The 17,927-nt window shown below is 35.4% G+C and carries 16 protein-coding genes; 2 read left to right on the top strand and 14 right to left on the bottom strand.

Features of this window, described 5'->3' with window-relative positions; genetic code table 11:
* Window positions 1-122: 122 nt before the first annotated feature.
* From AC4G3K_RS13620 to AC4G3K_RS13580, 9 genes are all read right to left on the bottom strand, one after another.
* The gene (locus AC4G3K_RS13620) at window positions 123-791 is read right to left on the bottom strand and encodes an HAD family hydrolase (protein ID WP_491133641.1); all 669 of its coding nucleotides are present in this window, start codon (window positions 789-791) and stop codon (window positions 123-125) included.
* 136 nt (window positions 792-927) lie between these two features.
* Entirely contained in the window at window positions 928-2,037 is a 1,110-nt protein-coding gene (locus AC4G3K_RS13615) for a cysteine protease StiP family protein (RefSeq protein ID WP_491133640.1), read from the bottom strand.
* A gap of 76 nt (window positions 2,038-2,113) precedes the next feature.
* Entirely contained in the window at window positions 2,114-3,502 is a 1,389-nt protein-coding gene (locus tag AC4G3K_RS13610; RefSeq protein ID WP_491133639.1) for a phosphoribosyltransferase family protein, read from the bottom strand.
* Window position 3,503: 1 nt separating this feature from the next.
* Entirely contained in the window at window positions 3,504-4,712 is a 1,209-nt protein-coding gene (locus AC4G3K_RS13605) for an HpcH/HpaI aldolase/citrate lyase family protein (protein ID WP_491075125.1), read from the bottom strand.
* 80 nt (window positions 4,713-4,792) lie between these two features.
* Window positions 4,793-5,575, bottom strand: coding sequence for a TerC family protein (locus AC4G3K_RS13600; RefSeq protein ID WP_491075126.1), 783 nt, complete (start codon window positions 5,573-5,575; stop codon window positions 4,793-4,795).
* 69 nt (window positions 5,576-5,644) lie between these two features.
* Window positions 5,645-6,223, bottom strand: coding sequence for a TerD family protein (locus AC4G3K_RS13595; protein WP_491075127.1), 579 nt, complete (start codon window positions 6,221-6,223; stop codon window positions 5,645-5,647).
* 63 nt (window positions 6,224-6,286) lie between these two features.
* The gene (locus AC4G3K_RS13590; RefSeq protein WP_491133638.1) at window positions 6,287-6,868 is read right to left on the bottom strand and encodes a TerD family protein; all 582 of its coding nucleotides are present in this window, start codon (window positions 6,866-6,868) and stop codon (window positions 6,287-6,289) included.
* Between the two features lie 33 nt (window positions 6,869-6,901).
* Entirely contained in the window at window positions 6,902-7,486 is a 585-nt protein-coding gene (locus AC4G3K_RS13585; RefSeq protein ID WP_491133637.1) for a TerD family protein, read from the bottom strand.
* A 653-nt stretch (window positions 7,487-8,139) separates the two neighbouring features.
* Window positions 8,140-9,471 carry a multi antimicrobial extrusion protein MatE gene (locus AC4G3K_RS13580; protein ID WP_491133636.1) on the bottom strand — a complete coding sequence of 444 codons (1,332 nt, stop codon included), beginning with the start codon at window positions 9,469-9,471 and terminating at the stop codon, window positions 8,140-8,142.
* Window positions 9,472-9,687: 216 nt separating this feature from the next.
* Here AC4G3K_RS13580 and AC4G3K_RS13575 point away from each other — a divergent pair, with 216 nt between their 5' ends.
* Complete coding sequence (locus AC4G3K_RS13575) at window positions 9,688-10,854, top strand: DUF2515 family protein (protein WP_491133635.1); 1,167 nt, start codon at window positions 9,688-9,690, stop codon at window positions 10,852-10,854.
* A gap of 389 nt (window positions 10,855-11,243) precedes the next feature.
* Here the strand turns inward: AC4G3K_RS13575 and AC4G3K_RS13570 are convergent, their stop codons facing one another.
* The 3 genes from AC4G3K_RS13570 to AC4G3K_RS13560 form a co-directional block, all read right to left on the bottom strand.
* Window positions 11,244-11,483 carry a hypothetical protein gene (locus AC4G3K_RS13570; RefSeq protein ID WP_491075132.1) on the bottom strand — a complete coding sequence of 80 codons (240 nt, stop codon included), beginning with the start codon at window positions 11,481-11,483 and terminating at the stop codon, window positions 11,244-11,246.
* Between the two features lie 257 nt (window positions 11,484-11,740).
* Window positions 11,741-12,478, bottom strand: a complete 738-nt coding sequence (locus AC4G3K_RS13565) for an AAA family ATPase (RefSeq protein ID WP_491133766.1) — start codon at window positions 12,476-12,478, stop codon at window positions 11,741-11,743.
* A gap of 350 nt (window positions 12,479-12,828) precedes the next feature.
* Window positions 12,829-14,022 (bottom strand): mechanosensitive ion channel family protein, encoded by a 1,194-nt coding sequence (locus AC4G3K_RS13560; protein WP_491133634.1) that lies wholly within the window; start codon window positions 14,020-14,022, stop codon window positions 12,829-12,831.
* A gap of 196 nt (window positions 14,023-14,218) precedes the next feature.
* Between AC4G3K_RS13560 and ilvD the strand changes: the two genes are divergently transcribed.
* Window positions 14,219-15,898 carry a dihydroxy-acid dehydratase gene (gene ilvD / locus AC4G3K_RS13555; RefSeq protein ID WP_491133633.1) on the top strand — a complete coding sequence of 560 codons (1,680 nt, stop codon included), beginning with the start codon at window positions 14,219-14,221 and terminating at the stop codon, window positions 15,896-15,898.
* Between the two features lie 99 nt (window positions 15,899-15,997).
* On the opposite strand, the gene AC4G3K_RS13550 is transcribed toward ilvD, so the two are convergent.
* Both AC4G3K_RS13550 and AC4G3K_RS13545 read right to left on the bottom strand, forming a co-directional pair.
* A complete protein-coding gene (locus tag AC4G3K_RS13550; RefSeq protein ID WP_491133632.1) occupies window positions 15,998-16,267 on the bottom strand; it encodes a 2TM domain-containing protein in 270 nt (89 codons plus the stop codon).
* 487 nt (window positions 16,268-16,754) lie between these two features.
* Window positions 16,755-17,627, bottom strand: a complete 873-nt coding sequence (locus AC4G3K_RS13545) for a glycoside hydrolase family 73 protein (RefSeq protein ID WP_491133631.1) — start codon at window positions 17,625-17,627, stop codon at window positions 16,755-16,757.
* Window positions 17,628-17,927 lie beyond the last annotated feature (300 nt).

Here is a 17,927-nt window from a genome sequence, read left to right as displayed (position 1 = left end):
TTTGATTTGCTCAATTACATAGATGTTTTTTAAAGTATAGCTATTCACTTATAAAGAAGTCGTAACCCGGTGGGATCGCATTATCTTATCTTATAAACTCCACCCACCGGGCTACAGCTTTATTAAAAGTTAAGGAGATTATGGATTAAATCTTCTGTGGAAGCTGCTCCTTTACCATTTAACCAGTTTATTTTGGGGTCATTCGGTTTTGCCTCAAACAACTCTCCGTGCTTTGGACTATATCCTTTATCGGCAATGGCGATCATATCATAGTCCATAAGTGAATCCCCGGCAGCAGTGTGAATATCATAGTCCAGCCGCTTTTTTAAATGCTCCACAGCAAAAACTTTATTTAAATTACTTGGTAAAATATAAAGTTTTCTTCCATGCAAAAATGTTCTCCACCCTATTTGGTTTAATTCATCTTCAAAGGATTGCAGTTCATGGTGCGGTAATGTCTCTTTATTTACATGGTACATATAGAACAGAGAATCGATATGGAACTCACGCTCAACCCAGGAATCATGACGAATTTTTGAGAAGGTATTTAGCATGTCATGATGGGGAAGTGAAGTAACAGAGAGATGATTTTTTATAAAATCCGCCCACTCAAGATCTGGCTTACCATCTACTAAAATGGTTCCGCCATTGCTCACAATGGCATATTTAGGCTTAATTTTCTGTTGAAATATCTCGATTCTTTCATATTGATAAAGCGCTCTTGTCGTTACTGGTACAAATAAATGTTGTTGATTAAACTGTTGCAAAAGATCAATGGAAGTTTGAGACATATAGGTAATAATCTGATTACCTTTAAATTCGACTGGTGTTATTTGGTTATCGATGGGGTATTTGTCCATCATATTTTTTGAGTAGATTAAAGTTCTGTCTAAATCGGATGTAAATAAAATAATAGCAATCCCTTCCTTATACCTCTTTTATAATGCCACAGCATGTATAGGACATATCCTTGAATTCCTCTACCGGTACATTTCGTTCTTTAGCCAAGAATAAAATATGTGTTAAATCATTTGAATGATTAGGGTTTATCAGGATTTTCCAAGGAATTCTTCGCAGCAAGACACGTGTTGTTTCTCCAACACCTGGTTTAATAAAATGTGTATTGCTAATATTGTAGATGCTTTGAATCCTTTCAATAGACTCTAACCCAAGCCATGTAGGCGTTTTATCTTCTTGACGTAATTGTTCTAAAGAGTGGTTCACTTGATCTTCGACTGTTTTAAACTTACTGCTGATGGTATCTACATAAAAATTTGATAAATCTGCATCAGCTAAATCTTTATAAAACTTTGCACCATGAAAATCATCCTTGCTCATGAATTCATAGTTTAATACGGTACGACTGACTAATCCTGATACTGTGGAGTTTAAACAAGCTGAAGGGATTAAAAAGTCGTCTCTTGTTCCATATATATCAACACAATGCCCTGGATCGGCTAACACAGCCAATGATGGATCAATATAATTCGAATGAGAAGAATTGTATTTTACACATGCTTCAGCCAGTTCAAACGTTATAGCCCCTTTTCCTGTCCAACCGTCTATTACCTGGATGTTTGCTTGAGGATGCTTCTCAAAAATATAATCAATAGCTTTCTCATCAATACCTCTACCACGAATGATTGAGATAGAATAGTGAGGAACATTGATTTGATATTTATGAGAATAATAACGTTTAATCAATACTCCAATAGGAGTTCCAGCTCGCGCCAGGCTTACTAAAACTAAGTTTTCTATTCCTTTGCGTTCAATAATTTGTTCAGCCACAGTTCCAATAGCTACAGCAAGTCGCTCGGAATATTTTTTTAATGTATCGTGAAATAGATTTATATATTCTTTTGGAGGATGATATTCCACAGGCAGCATTTCCGAATAATGTATGCCGGATTGAATCAAATTTTCTCTTTCCTCCGTTTTCGTCTCTAATACGGAATGACTAATATCTCTTAATAAGAATATGGCATCATCCTTACTGTAACTTCCCATTTGATCCGGAATTAGTTTTGGTTTAAGCATAGAATCCCTCCTGGTTGTATTGTGGAGCAAAATATCAATAAATTAGTATTGAAATGTTTGATAATATTTAAGAAAATTAAACATCCATTTCCGTCATCGTGATGAATGTAATAAAATCGATATGGGTTTGTTTTAATGCGGATATCATGGAATCCAACGTATGATTATCTAAGGTTCTTTCTACAAAAATAAATATTTCGTCATATTGATTAATTTCAATATTATATAAGTAATTTTCAACCCCTTTATTTTCAGGACTGTCGAAAGTGAATTTATTCCGTATTAGGTAATCATCCTTTTCGAAAGAGTATATTGGACTTCGTGTACTAGATTGAAAATAAACGCCACAACCCATAGACGCAGCAATCCTCATCGGTATATACATAAACTCACACGTACCAATAACCAAAGTTTTCTCACCCTGGCGATTTTGTTTCAAAAAATCACCTATTTTTTCGAAAATAGGAGAAAAACTCTTTTCTTCATCTATATCTAAACCAAACCTCCCTGTAGCCTGTAAATAGGGGGATGTATTCTCAGACCCATCAGCATCAAAAGAAGTAAATCTTTTAAAGTGATAGTCTTTAAAATAATGATGGATAGGTATATATGAAACTTGTTGCTCTGATATGTAATTGGGAGCAGCAAGTTGATCTTCCAGCTTTAAATCAAGTTGACCATTTATTGATATCGTTCCATCCATTAATGACACTGGATGTATGGTAATTCCTAATTCTTCTTCCAGTTGATGATATCTTGCACGATGTTCAGCTGTTCGCCAATCCAAAATAGAGATCAATGTAAATACCTTTTTAGAAGGATAAACAGAATTGATTTTTCGGATAATATTGATTGCAGTTTTACCCGTTGTAATTTCATCATCCACTAATACAATTTCTTGGTCATTATTAAAAAAGTCAGGATCGTTTGCATAGACACGATGGCTGCTGGCATGAGAATGCTCTTCTTCAAAATTAATGATTGAAGGAATTTCTGCTATTTTTTCTCTGGTTGTGTGTATGTATGTTGCATTCTTTCCAAATGAACTAAAGACTGCATGTCCCAATGCTGTAGCTGTCTCTGCAAAACCAACAATAGTGAGTGGTTTTGGAATTACGATTGGATCCTCTTTCATTAAAAGCAAGGCTTCCTCAATGTTTTCGCCAGTTTTTATGGATTGGGCGACTTTTGTTGTACGCATATCTTTTTTACCGTAGACGACTTCTAAATATCGCAGGGATAATAAATGACCAACTAATAGAGGGATTTTTGGGTTAACAGCCAAATGTTTGCCTAAAATCGTACTTACGAATAAAAAATTTCGCTTCTTATTGATGCGAGCGGCCATTTTAAATAAATGCTGTGTTTCGAAATCATATGGATTATGAAAGACTTCGATTCCAACAGTCAAACCATCCAGTATTTGCTGTGTAACTTCTCTTACATTTGCTCTTGTTGTTATCATTTCATTTCACCTCTAGGATATGTTCATCATGAGATTGGCTTAAGAGTAAACTAGTAAAATCTTGATCAGCATTATATACGCCGAATATCTTGGCACGGAGTAGGATCTTATTCGCCCAATAATAATGGGGTTTCATTTCATTCATTTTATTTTCATACATGCTTTTTAATACCCCTGCATCCCCTTCGCGGTTCGCTATGATGCTGATCGCATCTAAATATTCTTCATGTGTAATGGTATATAAAGAATGCACTGCTTTAATATGAGTAGGGTGGATAATGGTTTTCCCGTTAATTCCATTCAATTTATCCAAAAGGACTTCGTTAATTAAACCATCTAAATATTCGTTGATTAATTCAGTACGTTTTACTAGCCCGGAGCTTCCATATCTCCGCTGAAAAGGTGATACACGCAGTGTTGGTTTTAAAATACGATTATCTTTTGAGAAAAACTCCCAAACTGGCCCGGAAACAACATATTCATCACCTTGCCTGGTAAAAAGATTAATAATATCCGTGATACAATCTCTTATCACTGACACATCATAAATGGTGGTATCGACTTTTCGCCTTATACCAAATAAACCAGAAAAATCAGTAGCCCCTATCCGGATGTTTAATATATATTTCTTATAAGAATCCAGTAATTTTTTTATTTTTAATAGAGCATCCATCCTGGTTTCTTTATAAATAATTTCAGCTGACTCCAATATAGGCATACCATATAGTAAGCTATTGTTTTTATTGATTTCTTCCAGGATGGCTAAAAATTCTTTCCCATTGTCATAATTGAATTTTGGGAAGACAAACCCTGTCAGGATGTATAAGTAATCCTTAGTAAGCTCAGTTATTCTTCTCATTTGGATTGGATCTCGTACTCTTATAAAAATAAGCGGAAGTTCATCCATACTTATTTTATTTTCATCAAGATGCTCAGATAGTGTACATAAATGTTCCAATAGTTTGTTTTCAGCATCCACAACAATACAATCAGCCACTGAGTCTTCCAAATCAATCACTAATGAAGTAAGCTCTTCATACTTCTTATTAATAATATCCTCTGCAATATTTTCTTTTATAGCAGGCATATAAAGAGTGGCACCAAGGGCGTAAGCAAGTACCTCTTTATCTGTGTATTTCGTAAAAGGCTCAGGTTCCATATAAAAAATTTCTTTCATCTTTACTGATGATTCATAGCTGAAGTGCTGCATCTTTATTCTCCTTTCCTATAAAAAATAAAGACTACTGTTAACGAACACAGTAGCCGTTTTTAATTCTCAGCCAGATCCAATTATTTCTCTTTAGATGCAGCTATTTCAGTGTTTTTATCCACATTTTTATTTTTATTGATATAGTGAATGATAAACGTTGCAACAAAAGCGATGATTAAGATCGCGAAAAATGCATAATGCGATAAATGGAAACCTAATACACTTGCAAACATTTTGGCTGAAATAATTCCAATTAGGATAAATGCAGTATTTTCAAGCTCAGGTACACGTTCAATTAATGTTAAGAATACACCGGCAACCGTACGCATCATTAATATTCCTAGCATACCGCCAACCAAAAGTACCCACACTTTATCAGATATAGCAAAAGCAGCTAAAATAGAATCGACTGAGAACGCAATATCCATTAATTCTACAGACACAACTGTACTCCAGAATATACCGAGTGTACGTGTAAGCCAGGAATTCTTATTAAATTGCTTCGCGCCTTCTTCATCTCCGCCTTTTGACCGGAAATGTTGGATAACAATCCAAGCTAAGTAGGCAGCGCCTAAAACTTTTATAAACCAGAATTTCACGAGGTATACGCCTATTCCGATAAAGATGAAACGGAAAAAGTAGGCACCGAACATCCCATACATGAGTGCTTTTTTTCGCTGTTTTTCTGGCAGATGTTTTACTAAAACAGCAAGAACAAGGGCGTTATCAGCTGACAGTAAACCTTCAATTACAACTAAGGACCCAATTAATCCCCATGCTACAGGGTCTGTTAAAACTTCTGCCCACATGTCCAAGTCAAAGAATAAAGCATACGTACTTAAAATTTGTTCTATAATTTCCAAATTGTTAAACCTCCGTTGTATATATCAAAAATAATGGGGGAAAGAAATAATCCCCCTAATCCCTGTTTTTTAAACACTTAAGCCATAGGCTTTAACCAATGAATGTAACCCACCTTGATAACCGGAACCAACCGCATTGAATTTCCAATCAAGATTATGTCTATAAATTTCACAAAAGACAACGGCTGTTTCGATACTGAAATCTTCTCCAAGGTCATAACGTAGAACCTCAGCGCCTGTATCTTCATTTACAAGACGGACAAAAGCATTAGTAACTTGTCCAAAATTTTGACGGCGAATTTCAGCATCATGAATTGTAACGGTAATAGCTATTTTATTTACATCAGCAGGAATTTTAGAAAGATCGATTTTGATTTGCTCATCATCGCCTTCACCTTCTCCTGTTCTGTTATCTCCAGTATGGGTAACAGATCCATCACTGCTTTGAAGATTATTATAAAAAATGAAGTCTAAATCGCTCCGACATTTGTTGGAAGCATTCAAGATGAATGCGGAGGCATCCAAGTCAAAATCCTGACCGCCATCGAAACTTTTTACATCCCAACCAAGACCAACTATAATTTTTTGCAATGTTGGATCGTTTTTTGTTAGATCAATACGTTGACCTTTACTCAGTTGAATGGCCATGAGAAAAATCACACCTCTCAAATTCATATAGTACTTCACAAAAATGATAGTTCAGCAGTCTAATTATCCTATTTGTAATCCATAATCATTGCAGAGAGCAGCTAATCCACCTTGATAACCGGAACCAATGGCACTAAACTTCCATTCTCCTTGATGGCGGTATAACTCACCTACAACAACAGCCGTTTCAATGCTGAAATCTTCTCCTAAATCATATCTGATTAGTTCTTGATTCGTTTCTTCGTTAACAATTCGAATGAATGCATTTGAAACCATACCAAAGTTTTGACTTCTGGAATCAGCATCATGAATGGTTACAGCAAATGCAACTTTTTGGATACTTTCAGGAATACTTTGGATAGAGATTTTAACCTGTTCATCATCCCCATCACCTTCTCCAGTTAAGTTATCGCCAGAGTGTGTTACGGACCCATTAGCACCTGTCGTATTGTTATAGAAAACAAAATCTTCACCACCTGATACTTTACCGCTTTCATTCAAAAGAAAGACAGATGCATCCAGGTCAAAATCATGTCCACCATCATATTTATTTACGTCCCATCCTAAACCTACTATTACTTTGGTTAAACCAGGATTAGTTTTTGTAAGATCCACTTTTTGTCCTTTTGATAATGAAATTGCCATTTTAATTCCCTCCAATGTTTTAATTAAAATTTATTATTGAAATTTGCTGCAAATCTCCGATAGATTGCTATCTTTTGTTCCATCTCCAATAGCAGCAAATTTCCATTCTCCATTATGACGATAAATCTCACCGGTAATTAATGTTGTTAATCCACCATAATTTTCCGATAGATTAAAGCGAACTAATTCTTCACCTGTATCATTGTTTAATACACGTATATAAGCGTTTTCAATCATACCGAAGTCTTGTTTCCTTTTTACACAGTCATAGATGTTAACGACAAAAACTAATTTATTGTACGAATTTGGCACGGATTTCAAGTTGATTTTAATGGATTCGTCATCACCATCGCCATCGCCAGTCAAGTTGTCTCCCGAATGAATAACAGAATTACACGCACTTTTTTTATTTCCAAAATAAACAAGATCTTTATTACTTTCTAATTTATCGGCGGTTAACATAATAACTGACGCATCACAATCTACATCAGCACTTTTGCTAAAGAAGCCGCCTTTTTTCTTAACTGGATCCCAACCTAAACCGACCATAATAGTAGTTAAATTTGCATTACCTTTTGTCAGGTCAATTCGTTGGCCTTTCTGCAAGCTGATAGCCATTCATTACCGCTCCTTCATTTCCATTTTAGATGAATAATTGTTTCATCGTACTTGATTGATCGGTTTTTTGAGATAGTGAGTCGAATTTACCCAAAAACACTATATATTTACTATAATACCTAAAATTGCCTTACATTTCCATTGTTTTCATACATTTTATTACAAATAATATATTTCCTCTATGATAATTAGACAAATTGCTGATAGGTAAATAGGATGATGAACATACGGCATGATAATGTGATACAAGTATTTCTTTGACCGATTCTTTGTTATTTGTTTTTTAATAAATAGAGAAATAGATTTTGAGAGAAATAGGATAAATAAGTAAACATCACTTGCTGAGTAACCTGTAACCACAATATTTTTAAAGTCATGTTCTAAGCTAAAAGGTTCTTCTTATTCTTTTCAGTGGGGGAAAAATGATAGGTATTTATGCGAGTAACTAACTGGCAGTACATTTCTTTTTAGAAAGGGAGATTAATATTATGAAGAAATATGAGAGTAAAATGCATAGAAAGAGATCGCAATTTAAAATTAGATTCAATGATTAAGGGTGTCGCTGAGTATTTAGTTGTAAACGTATTTGAAACGAATCTATCCATAAAAATAAGTGAGATTATACACCTGGATAATCTCACTATACTAATATTCTACATTGATTTGATATGATTAGCTTGTTTATCTGTTATCTCGTTAAATTTTTTCACAACGAAATAAACAGCAATTAATCCGACCATTTCCCCTATTGAAGCAGCGATGGCTCCCGCTCGTCCATTTAATGAAGGGAACTGAACAACTAATGTCACTAAAATAATCACGACTGTGATTAGATTATAGATTTGAGGCTTTAACATAGCCCCTGTTTTCTTGTTAAGCATCAAAATGCCGCCTAAGTAATCAACCCACGGAAAAACAAATGTTTTTACGATAAAGAATTGCAGGACGTATAATGTTTCTTTCGCCAAAGTACCGGTTATGCCAAAGACTGTATCCATAAACCAAATACCTGCAGGTGTATAACATAAAAGGAGCAACAATGTTGAAGGAACAATACTAAAAATCACTATACATTGAAAGACAGCTTTTTTATTCGTTTCATAAAACTGCAGGACGACCTGATGGGTGTACATGAAAAAGCTAATCATTAGGTTCGTCACACTAAAGGCAAGCGCAAAAGATGCTATTCCTAAGTTTACATTGTCGATATAGCTTAAACATGCATAAATAATGGGTGTAACAAGCATTTGAAATGATAAGTAAAAGACTAATGGCGTATAGAACTTTCCAATTGCTTTTTGTGTCAATGGCGGCAGCTCTTCCTCTGCTTCTTCTGTCTTCATTAATCGATGCCCTCTCCAAACACTGATCACACATTCAATTAACATACCGGTTAAAAAGATGATGGCCCCGGCGATGCTTGATAGCATGTCTGCATAATGAATAAAGTACAGGGCAATCACAATCATCCCAACCAAGCGTATTATAACACCATAGGTCACCCACTTCGTTTCAAGATGATTAATCATAATTCCCTGATATAATGTGCGGATTCCTGATAGTAAAATAACCATAGCCAAAACCTTAAAGGTGTTTAGTAAAGCTGGTAAATTTTCCGTATCTGCATTAAACAAATGAGTAAACGTCCAATCTCCGAGCGGTGAAAATCCAATTAGCATACAAACCAGCATTAAAGCAACCATAATTTTAACGAAAAAGGAACATATGGAATGGAATGCAGCTTTCCCTTTTGCCAATGCTGAGCTTGTTTGCCTGAATACTAAAGCCGGTCTCTCCATAATACTAAACAGAGAAAAGGCAATTGCATAATTGGATATGATGATTTCCGCTGATTCTGCACGGCTTAGCGTTCCATTGATAATTACGTGAGAAACAGAAGTTAAACTTGCCGAGAGAGCCAACGGGATAAAAAACAATAAAATATTCCCTAAAGTATATTCCGATGCTGACTTTTGTTTTTTCATGTCGTAACCTCACTTCTTTTTGTTCAACCGATAAATCGCAACATCTGCAATCAAAAAAATAATGTGTTTATTTTCACAAGATAAGCTTTCAAATTCCATTAAATATTACCAAATCATACCACTCGCAAATATTAGATTACTCCTGATATCAGATATCGTCTAACATAACGCTCTATATATGGTTAAAGAGTTTATACAACGAATAATGGAGAATCCATGTTTATTTATTGGTTAAAAGGAGCCATATTTATGCCCTTTCCCTGGTTTAAGAAGAAAAAAACAGCACTGTCAGAAACGTTAACTGAAATTAAAAGGATGCTCGATCATAAAAAAAAGGTGACCGATAAACTAACATATGAAGATGAAATGATTGTAAGCTTAATACGCGAAAAAACACGCTTATTTAATCTGAACAATAGTACAAGAACCAAAGCCTACCTGGCGTATTATCAAAATCATCCTGAAATACATTGGTCATTTCTGGCCCATATGGTTTCTAGAAATGCCGGATGGAATATGACGGATTTAAAAGGGACGTGTCTATCCAGACTGCTATCAAAGAAGGAAGTGAAAAGTTTCTTTCTGTTTCTGGAGCGGGGAAATTGGTTGATTTTCCATGATGCCTATCCACAATTACTTCTATATGAAGAGTCATTAAAACGCGGAAGCAATCTTGCCTATTTATTACCTCGACTATCTGTTTCCACGTACATGGAAACGATCTGGTCCTATTTTTGGAAGAATAGGGATTCATCTCTTTTGACTATTGCCCTCATCATCAACGAGCAGAATCATTTAGAACAAACACTGATGAAGCAACCTACTATCCACAATGAAGTACTGGGAAAATTAGAATTTGTACTTCAGGATGTCCTATCCATGAATCAAATTCTATTTCCATACTTTGAAACTAAAACGGAAATTACTTTTGCCGGAAAAACGATTCATCAGTTTGAACAAGTTAATAGACGGATTTCCATCGGTAAGGATTTGTACTCTATTTTATTTAATAGCAGCCATTTGAAGAAGGTCGAGCACTGGGCGTACATGACGCCTCACACAGGTTCCAGGAAGGATTACTGGCCCCAACTTTTCAATAACGTGGATGAAGAAGTACCGGGGAAACTGTATAAAGTTCGCTTAAAGGAATGTAACTTGATACCAGGGTCTCCTCATTTCTATAGTCCTTCCCTTTTGAATGTATGGAAAAATGTTTCTCACCAAGTCCCTCAACCTACAGAATGGTATAAGGATTCAACCATCGTTGATGATATGCTGCCTAGTAAAAATCATTTTATAAGCAATGTAGAAGAAGATTATTGCGACACACTGGAGAAATTAGAAATCGCTTGCATGGCAAACAATATCTTGCCTCTTTTTTGAAAGAATCTGTTCGTAAAGATTATAGATGATGGCTTAATACAAAATGAGACAGCTTTTTGGCTGTCTCCGTTAGTGAAGTAACGCACCCTTATAGTTTAAGTACATTTTTTTACATATTTAGCATATTATTTTCATTGATTACAGGAATGCTGTCCCCGTCAGTGCCATAACAAAAAAAAGCTCCTCATTAGCAGCCTTGCTCTTTAGTTCTAGCAACCGTTTGTTTAATTGCTCGATATCTTTCTATATTCTATATAAATCGCTTGTCTTCTAAACTTGGATTCAAAGAAGAGTTGTGTGTATCACTGTATTTTGATATAAGCTTTTTTGAACCAGCTAAGGTTTATAATCAAAAAGGCCCTCTTGCTAAGTCACAAGAAGGCTATATTTTAAGCGTATTGAATACCCGCTGGTTTAATATTTTCAATCCTATCTGAACTACAAGGTGTAACTGCATATGTCATATTACATTTCGGACAGTTCATAATAACAGTTTCCAAAACAAATGTCTCTCCACATTCACAGTTAATAGTATGAGCTACTTTAGGTGGATGATTCTCTTTTCCCTTACTTTTCACATGATCAACTACAGCTTTACCATCTTTTAATGTTGAACAACCACAACTCATTAAAAAAGCCTCCATCCGTTTTTTCTAAAGATATAACTTTATTATAACATTTAAGAATATACTTTGTGATATATTGAACATAATTTATCACAAAGAATTGAATTACGTCACATTGGAACTTCTACTTCAATAAATTTAACAAATTGTCCACTTTCCTTTTGACAATATTGCCGCGTTGGCTGCATAACAAAAAAAGCTGATCACACAGCCCTTGATATCGAAGTAAAGCCCCCATTAGTCAAATAAGTTTAATTTTTTTATTCCTCATCATTTAAAAACAACTCTTCTAAGTACCTTTCTTTTCTATTTAAAAAACCTTTTGTTATTTGATAATGTTCTGTGTCTTCATATCTGATACTTTCAATTCCATTGGAATCAAAACTAAAGATGTTTGCATTTGGATATCCTAGAAGAATAGGCGAATGTGTGGCGATAATAAATTGAGCGTTTCCACTACTGACCAACTGATGAATAATTCTCAAAAATGCTAATTGGCGAGCTGGCGATAATGCTGCTTCGGGTTCATCTAATATATAAATGCCCTTACCAGAAAAACGATTTAAAAATAACGATAAAAAGGATTCTCCGTGAGACTGGTGGTGTAATGATCTACCCCCATATGCTTGATAAATAGTCTGGTCTTCCTCGGCAAGTAAATCTAGATGAGATGCAAAATGATAAAAACTTTCAGCCCTTAAAAAGAAACCTTGACTGATTTTTGGCAACCAGGACAAACGAATGTACTTTCCTAAAGCGGCATGGGATGAATCTACATCATATATATTGTTTATTCCTCCACCTGCGGTATTAAACCCACACTTGTATGCTATTGCCTCGAGTAAAGTAGATTTTCCAGAACCATTTTCTCCAACAAAAAATGTTACTTCACGATTCAAGTCTAATGCATTCATTCCTCTTATAGAAGGAACAGTGAATGGATACGTATTTAAATCAGGAACTTCTTCTCGTAAAAAAGTAACTCTACGTAAAAACAACATTGGGAACACTCCACGTTTTTATTTTTATTATAAATGGGTATTGTGAGCTCTTGGATAATTCTTATTGGATCAACCTGTCTCGTTTGATCTATAGTGACTGTAGAAAATGCTTAAAGTCCCTGAATTTAATCTAATCTAGTGTTTTTCATTTCTTCTTCCATTCAAATAACTTACCATTCTCCTTTGTTGAATATAGATTTTAATAAAATCTATATTCGACGAACAGAGCCTTTTGAAAATATGAAGATAAAACATCTAATTTCGTAAGGTTTATTTTAAAAACATCCGAATAAATAAAAATATACCACTGTGAACATCTCGCTTCACAGTGGTATATCATAATTTACTTAATTTGATGGATTTTTTTCTAGTTGAGGTCCAGGATCTACAGAAACTTTTTGCAATGGGACTGCCAAAGACATCCCTTCTTCTTCTAATAGTTGCATAATACCTAAATTGATTTGATGTTTAATTTGGACATGTTCTTCCCAGGCAGTAGTGTTTGTAAAGAAATAGACTAATATTTTTATATAATGATCCTTAAATTGATCAAAGGCCACGACAATGGTATCTTGGTGAACTCCTTGGTGTAAACGGAGCATATATTTAATATCTTCAATTAGATGTTCGAGTTGATCTGTATCACCTTGGTAGGCAACATCCAGATGAAAATCAATTTTCCGTTTCCCCATTCGGCTCCAGTTCGTTATCGCATCGTCGGCCAACGCCGCATTCGGAACAGTTACCAACGCCTGGCTAAATGTACGAACCTTAGTGCTTCTAAAGTTAATATCCTCGACTGTTCCTTCAACTTTTGAAGTCAGAATCCAGTCTCCAATTGAAAATGGTTTCTCTGTGACAATCACAATACCGCCAATTAAGTTGCCAACAGCATCCTTTGCGGCTAATGCAAAAGCTAATCCACCTAGTCCAAGACCTGCTACCAGTCCATTCACATCATAATCGAATTCTTGTCCAATAATACTGATGCTGATCGCTACAATAATAACCCTGATAGCCCTCGATATAAACGGAATCAAAATTAAATCAATTCTTCGATTCATTTTTTCATTGATATTTAATAAGATCCCTTGTGCGGGTGATGACAAATTAAATAATCCCCAACTAATCATAAAGATGATCATCGAACGTAATACCTTTAAGTAAAAGGGATTATTTTGATCAATAAAAGGAAAGTACTTCATAGCAATGTATAAACCAATAATAATAAAGAGCCAACTGATTGGTTTTTCAAAACTTTTAAAAACCTGTACAATTAGACCATTTGGTTTTTTATCTCTCATTTTCAATAGCAACTGAAAGATATACTTTGTAAATATATTTCTGAAGAGGATAAAGAGCAAAATGATTCCCAATCCGATTCCAGTATTCACTAAATTCTCGTGGTTCCCTGTATATAATGTGACCATTAACTTGTTATCTAACACACCATCAAATCCCCTCTGTCTTGATTTTAAAACTACTACCAAGTCAGAATTATTATCCAATTTAGGCAACATCATGTATGTAATACGAATCATTTTAACCTGATTCTCCATAAAATGAAAATAATGTGTCCTCAAAATAATGATTTAATTTGTTAAGATAGCACAATTCATTAGTTTTAGAAAAAACTTAATAATTATCTGTAATATGATAGGATATTCTTTCATTTAATGTTAAAATGTTCAATAATTCTAAATATACAGATAAATTATCCAATTGGAGATGATCGTCATGGCTGAGATGCGCAGTAATATGATTAAAAAAGGAATAGATCGTGCCCCACACCGGAGTTTGCTTAGAGCAGCAGGAGTCAGTGAAGAGGATTTCGGTAAACCATTTATCGCGGTTTGTAATTCCTATATTGATATCGTTCCAGGTCATGTTCATCTTCAGGAATTTGGAAAGATTGTAAAGGAGGCCATCAAGGAAGCTGGTGGTGTGCCTTTTGAATTTAATACTATCGGAGTAGATGATGGGATTGCCATGGGACATATCGGTATGCGTTACTCTCTGCCAAGCCGTGAAATTATTGCGGATTCGATTGAAACTGTCGTTTCAGCCCATTGGTTTGATGGGATGGTTTGTATCCCAAACTGTGACAAAATTACCCCCGGTATGATGATGGCTGCCTTACGTGTCAATATCCCGACTATTTTTGTCAGTGGCGGACCAATGAAAGCTGGTAAAGATAAAGATGGCAACTCCCTCTCCCTCACTTCCGTTTTTGAAGGTGTTGGTGCTTATCAATCCGGACAAATTGATGAAGAGCGACTGCAGGAGCTTGAACAGGTTGCCTGTCCCACATGCGGTTCATGTTCCGGAATGTTTACGGCGAACTCGATGAATTGCTTAGCAGAAGGGTTGGGATTAGCTTTACCTGGTAATGGAACAATCCTAGCTGTTGCAGAGGAAAGAAAGGATTTTGTCAGACAATCAGCCAAACAATTGATGCAACTCATCAAAACAGATATTAAACCGCGTGATATCGTAACCATCGATACGATTGATAATGCATTTGCTCTGGATATGGCCATGGGTGGTTCAACCAATACGGTATTGCATACGCTGGCATTGGCCCATGAAGCAGGTTTCGAGTATCCAATGGAACGGATCAACGAGATTGCGAGCCGGGTCCCACATTTGGCAAAAATAGCGCCGGCATCTGATTACCATATTGAAGATGTACATAATGCTGGTGGTGTCAGTGCGATTATTAATGAATTACTGAAAAAGCCGGGAGCTTTAAATGGAGAATGTATAACCGTCTCTGGCCAAACATTAAGAGAAAATGTAGTGGGCTGTGAGATTTTAGATTATGATGTAATTCGTCCTTTAAGCAATCCACATTCTGAACGTGGCGGCTTGGCTGTCCTATTTGGAAATCTTGCGCCCAATGGTTCCATTATTAAAGTTGGAGCGGTCGATCCGGAAGTTGGTGGCTATCACAGAGGCCCTGCTATCTGTTTCGATTCCCAGGAGGATGCATTATCAGGTATCATTACCGGTAAAGTAAAAGAAGGAGATGTAGTCGTTATTCGGTATGAAGGTCCAAAAGGCGGTCCGGGTATGCCCGAAATGCTCGCGCCTACCTCGCAAATTGTGGGAAGAGGATTGGGTGCAAAAGTCGGCTTAATTACAGACGGACGTTTTTCTGGAGCTTCAAGAGGAATCAGTATTGGCCACATATCACCTGAAGCGGCTGAGGGCGGACCCATTGCCTTTGTTGAAGTCGGCGATATCATTGAACTCGATATGAATAAACGTACCATTCAACTGGAGATTTCTGACGAAGAATTTGAACAACGTAGAGCGAATTGGAAAGGCTTTGAGTCTAAAGTCAAAACAGGCTATCTCGCACGTTATTCTAAGCTGGTGACTTCCGCAAGTACAGGCGGTGTTATGAAAATCTAATCATTTAAAAGGGGATGCAAGGTTCATTGCATCCCTTTAATATGTATAGTAATCATAAAGTTGTTTAATTCCGCTCTAATAAAAATGAGCCTTACAGTTTTATTTATCTTTCTCTATATATTCTTTAATTTTTCGTTCTTCCCAATCTTCTCCAAATCTCCCCAATGAAAGAGTGGTCAAACCATGTATAGCAACACCTATTCCCCAACCTCCAAGTGGATAGAAAAACCATAAATAATTTGGGTCAGAGAGTATATTTATTAAAAAAAGCATTAGATTAACTAGTATGTAAACCGTTAGATGAATGTAAAACGACTTTAAATTCTCCACCCTTTTTTTAGCTCGTAAATATCTCTCATCTCGCTCCATCTTTAAACACTTCTTCCCTCATATATTTTTCTATATTTAATTTAAATTTTACCATATATACCCAACAACAAGGGTGGAGTTTTGAATTTATTTACATTATCTTATACTACTTACTAGCTCTGATTTTTATATAACAAAGTTAATCGATAACAAGGTATACTGAGACATCTGTCCCATAGTGAAGTAACTAAATTTGGCTGCTGCATTAGGCGAATGCTAACAATACAAGAAAAGGAGCTGCCGTAGCAACCCCCTTTTACCATTGTGGGATTTGTGGGTATAAGGCCCTTATTTTTACTGATTGGAACAATCATTTTTGTTCCCGGGTTGTTTTACTTTTTAGCATCACTAACAAACAAGGGAAGCAAATCATTTAATCGATCAGTAGAATCTGTAAGTTTTCATAAGAGATTGTTTAACAAATTAAAGTCCCCTTAAAAAGTATAAAAAACAAGCGTATGTGCAAATTAAACACATACGCTTGAGTTTATATTTTATCATTTGTGACATTGCTATCAATGAGCTGTAATTGATATTGCTGAATTATATCAGTCAACATTTTACTATATATTTTTTCACCTTTTTCATTCTCTGCTGTGCTGTAGCCGGCATCTTCCAGTGCTTGTGCCTGTTCCATATAGGTGTTGGCATCAAAAAGACCATGCTTTTCATAACGTTTATTTTCTTTAAGGAATGCACCGTGATCATCAATCGACTCATCAATCGAATTATAGGCTCTGAAGTCACTTTTTGTTTTTTGATTATGGAATTCCTTCGTGTCCATGCTTGCAACAGCACCATCCCAGTTATGGCCTTTAATGCCAAATAAATTATTATACTTCTGAGATAGCCCTGATTTACCCCATTCAGATTCTAAAATCGCCTGCGCTATTGTGATCGATGGCAAAATACCATATTCCTTATAATTATCAACAGCGGCATTTTCTAATTCAGCAATAAATTCATACTGACTGCTTTTATTACCTTTTTTAAATGAATTCAAGTAACTTAAATAGGATTTCACTTTTGATTTCTGTTCATCTGTATAATTTAGAGTATTCATAACTTCTTCAATATCTTTAAGTTTGTACTGATTTCTATCTTTTTGGATAAACAGATTCGTTGTTTGTTCGATATTATAGGGTGCTACAGTATCTATATTATATTCAATGGCTGCAATAGCTGCGACATTTTGCCAGTTAGCCTGGACTTTGCCTTTGCTCGCATCATCAACTATTGTTTGAATTTCCTGCATACGGTCATTCGTGATGAAGGTTTTTTGCTCGGTCGGGAACATTTTCCAAAGAACAAATATCATAATCGCAATCATTGCGAAGAATAATAACTTTAAAGGTTTCATTTGATTTTCTCCTTTGTACAATTCGACATTTAAGCGGAAGAAAGTCAGTTTTGCAATATAGATAACTACTATAACCTCTACCTAGTATGTTATCAAATATTATTGTATCAAATTATGAATAACTTTAAATGAAAATTACTTCAATAACAGGAAAAGTCAGGAATCTCTCTTTGTACTTGATTACATCAAAAAAAGAACTGTAAGCAACAGTCCTTCTCATTTCAACTTTATATCTTTTGGTAAGACTTAACTCTTATTATGATGACCACAAATAATTTTCAAATGATGCTTCCTACAAAA

Source organism: Bacillus sp. z26 (genome assembly GCF_058313635.1).
The sequence above is the reverse complement of the archived record's forward strand: the minus strand, read 5'-3'. Positions and strand labels throughout refer to the sequence as shown.

Excerpts from the sequence above, each read along its gene's own strand:
- AC4G3K_RS13595 (WP_491075127.1), bottom strand. The coding sequence starts at position 6,223 with ATGGCCATTCAACTGAGTAAAGGTCAACGTATTGATCTAACAAAAAAC.
- AC4G3K_RS13560 (WP_491133634.1), bottom strand. The coding sequence starts at position 14,022 with ATGATTCGTATTACATACATGATGTTGCCTAAATTGGATAATAATTCT.
- AC4G3K_RS13550 (WP_491133632.1), bottom strand. The coding sequence starts at position 16,267 with ATGGAGCGAGATGAGAGATATTTACGAGCTAAAAAAAGGGTGGAGAAT.
- AC4G3K_RS13585 (WP_491133637.1), bottom strand. The coding sequence starts at position 7,486 with ATGGCTATCAGCTTGCAGAAAGGCCAACGAATTGACCTGACAAAAGGT.
- AC4G3K_RS13590 (WP_491133638.1), bottom strand. The coding sequence starts at position 6,868 with ATGGCAATTTCATTATCAAAAGGACAAAAAGTGGATCTTACAAAAACT.
- AC4G3K_RS13615 (WP_491133640.1), bottom strand. The coding sequence starts at position 2,037 with ATGCTTAAACCAAAACTAATTCCGGATCAAATGGGAAGTTACAGTAAG.
- AC4G3K_RS13610 (WP_491133639.1), bottom strand. The coding sequence starts at position 3,502 with ATGATAACAACAAGAGCAAATGTAAGAGAAGTTACACAGCAAATACTG.
- AC4G3K_RS13545 (WP_491133631.1), bottom strand. The coding sequence starts at position 17,627 with ATGAAACCTTTAAAGTTATTATTCTTCGCAATGATTGCGATTATGATA.
- AC4G3K_RS13575 (WP_491133635.1), top strand. The coding sequence starts at position 9,688 with ATGTTTATTTATTGGTTAAAAGGAGCCATATTTATGCCCTTTCCCTGG.
- ilvD (WP_491133633.1), top strand. The coding sequence starts at position 14,219 with ATGGCTGAGATGCGCAGTAATATGATTAAAAAAGGAATAGATCGTGCC.
- AC4G3K_RS13570 (WP_491075132.1), bottom strand. The coding sequence starts at position 11,483 with ATGAGTTGTGGTTGTTCAACATTAAAAGATGGTAAAGCTGTAGTTGAT.
- AC4G3K_RS13605 (WP_491075125.1), bottom strand. The coding sequence starts at position 4,712 with ATGCAGCACTTCAGCTATGAATCATCAGTAAAGATGAAAGAAATTTTT.
- AC4G3K_RS13620 (WP_491133641.1), bottom strand. The coding sequence starts at position 791 with ATGTCTCAAACTTCCATTGATCTTTTGCAACAGTTTAATCAACAACAT.
- AC4G3K_RS13580 (WP_491133636.1), bottom strand. The coding sequence starts at position 9,471 with ATGAAAAAACAAAAGTCAGCATCGGAATATACTTTAGGGAATATTTTA.